Annotated in this window: 2 protein-coding genes; both read right to left on the bottom strand. The window is 74.9% G+C overall.

Annotation, left to right across the window (positions count from 1 at the left end; translation table 11 throughout):
* Positions 1–822 (bottom strand): SGNH/GDSL hydrolase family protein (locus LCD31_RS28640; protein ID WP_224963297.1); only part of this gene is annotated, 822 nt, incomplete at its 3' end.
* Positions 823–905: 83 nt separating this feature from the next.
* Entirely contained in the window at positions 906–1,961 is a 1,056-nt protein-coding gene (locus LCD31_RS28635) for a LysR family transcriptional regulator (protein WP_224963295.1), read from the bottom strand.
* Positions 1,962–2,214: the final 253 nt, after the last annotated feature.

Genomic DNA, 2,214 nt, shown 5'->3' with positions numbered 1-2,214 from the left:
GCCCCGGAACGCACCACCGCGGATCCGCCGCAGACCCCGCCGGTCCCGCCGCAGCGCCAGCACCTCCCGCACCACCACCGCCACCCCGTGCGGCAGCAGGTCCGAGCCGCGCCGCACCAGCCACGGCACACCGCGGAACACCAACCATCCCGCGTGGTGCCAGGCCGTGATCCGGGCACCTCCGGAACACCGCAGCGCCACCGGCTCCACCAGCAGCCCCGCGGCCGCCAGCTGCTCCCCCATCGCCCGCGCCAGCAACCGGTGCCCGAACTCGGAGGGGTGCAGCCGGTCCACCGACCACGCGTCCAGCTCGTAGGCGCCGGGCAGCGCGTCCAGGTCCACGCACCGCGCCCCGTGCCGGGCCAGCACCTCGTCGAGCACCGCGTTCACCTGCTCGATCCGCTTGCGCAGCGCGCGGTGCAGCGGAGCAGGCAGCCGGAACACCCTCCCGTGGTCGTGGTAGCGCGCGGCCACCACCACCGCACCGGCGCGGGTCAGCTCGCCCACCACCGCGTCCAGCCGCCGCCGCAGCGGGGCCGGGTCGAAGTCGGACCGCAGCGTGTCGTTCATGCCGACCACCAGCACCGCCGCGTCCGGCCGCAGCCGCAGCGCCGCGGGCAGCTGCACCTCGTGCACGTCGCGCACCCGCGCGCCCGAAGCGGACAGGTTCGCGTACCGGATCCGGGCGGGGCCGCCGCAGGCGTCCGCGAGCATCCGGGCGAAGCCGCGCCAACCGCCCGGGACCCGGTCGCCCATGCCGACGGTGGTCGAATCGCCGAGCGCCACCAGGGCGCGCACCGGCCGGGTTCTCGGCTCGCTCACCCGCACACCTTCACCGGCGCGGGCTCACCGGCGGTGAGGAATCGGTGGCCGGGCGGAGACGTCTCGGCGAACTGTCGGGCCGGTCAGCCGCTGGTGGGCCGCTCCGCGCGCCACTCGTCGTGCCTGCTGGTCAACGCCGCCCACAACCGGTTCAGCGGGTGGTCCGCGTCGTGCTGCCCGAGTTCGCCCGCCCTGGCGAACGCGCCGACCAGCACCTCCAGCCGCGGTTCCAGGTCGCCGAGCACGTCGAGGATCCGCAGGCCGCGGCCGTCCGGCAGCCTGCCGTCCGCGGCGGCCTCCGCGACGCCACGGGTGACCAGCATGCAGCCGTGCAGCAGCCCGGAGCTGAGCAGTTCCAGCCCGTAGCGCACGTCGTCGACCTCGGCGGCCACGTTCAGCACGCCCCGGTAGTCGGCGCCGTACCAGCCGCGCAGGAACTCGGCGACCAGCCCGCTGCCCGCGACGATCAGCGGCAGCCGGGGCAGCGCGGCGGCGCGCACCGCGGGGCCGGGGACCAGCCTGCGGTCCAGGTTGGTGACGAGGGTGAGCCCGCTGCGCCGCCACTCCAGCACGTCGAGGCCCGCCGGATTCGCGCCGACGTGGGTGAGCGTGCTGCCGCAGACCAGGTCGACCTCGTTGGCGCGCAACGCTTCCAGCAGGTTGCGGGTGCGCAGGTGCACCACCTTGAGGTCGATGCCGTCGGCGCGGAACCCGGCGGCGACCCGTTCCACGGCGGGCGTGAGGAAGCCGAGGGTGAACCGGGTGGTGCCGACCCGCAGCGAACCGCCGACGCGGCGCCGGGAGTCGGTGACGACGTCCAGCCAGTCGTCGAGGGTGTCCCGCGCGCGTTCGACCAGCGCTTCGCCGGTGCCGGTGAACAGCGCGCTCTTCCCCCTGCCCTGCTTGAGCACCAACGGTTCGCCGCACAGTTCCCGGAAGTTCCGGTTCAGCGTGTCCAGCTGCTTCTGCACGCTGGACTGCTCGCGTCCGAGCAGCCGGGCCGCGGCCAGCGCGGTGCCCGCCTCGTGCACCACCACCAGGGTCCGCAGCTGGTCCAGCGTCGTGTCCAGGAGTGCTTGCGGGGCGCGCACCCGCCGGTGTTCGGCTTCGGCGAGCGCGATCTCGGAGGCTCCGGGCAACGTCAGGTGTCCTTCCACATGTGCGGTACCGCCCGCTCCGCGGAGCGGGCGGGCTGCGACCACCACGCGCGGGCGGCTGACGACCCTCCCCTGGGTGAGTCTATCCCCGCGAACTGATCTCGACTGCAGGCCACATGTTCCTGCGGTTCGTCGGTCGTTCCGGTGGAAGCGGCGGCGGCGCTCGTGCCACTCTGGTCCCAGCGGCGCCGAGGGGGGCGCCGCGAGGCATCCGGGGGGTCGGATGGCCTGGGGG

This window comes from Saccharopolyspora sp. 6M (assembly GCF_020176775.1).
Lineage (GTDB): Bacteria > Actinomycetota > Actinomycetes > Mycobacteriales > Pseudonocardiaceae > Saccharopolyspora_C > Saccharopolyspora_C gregorii.
Note: the sequence above shows the minus strand (reverse complement) of the source record. Positions and strands in the feature narration are given on the sequence as shown.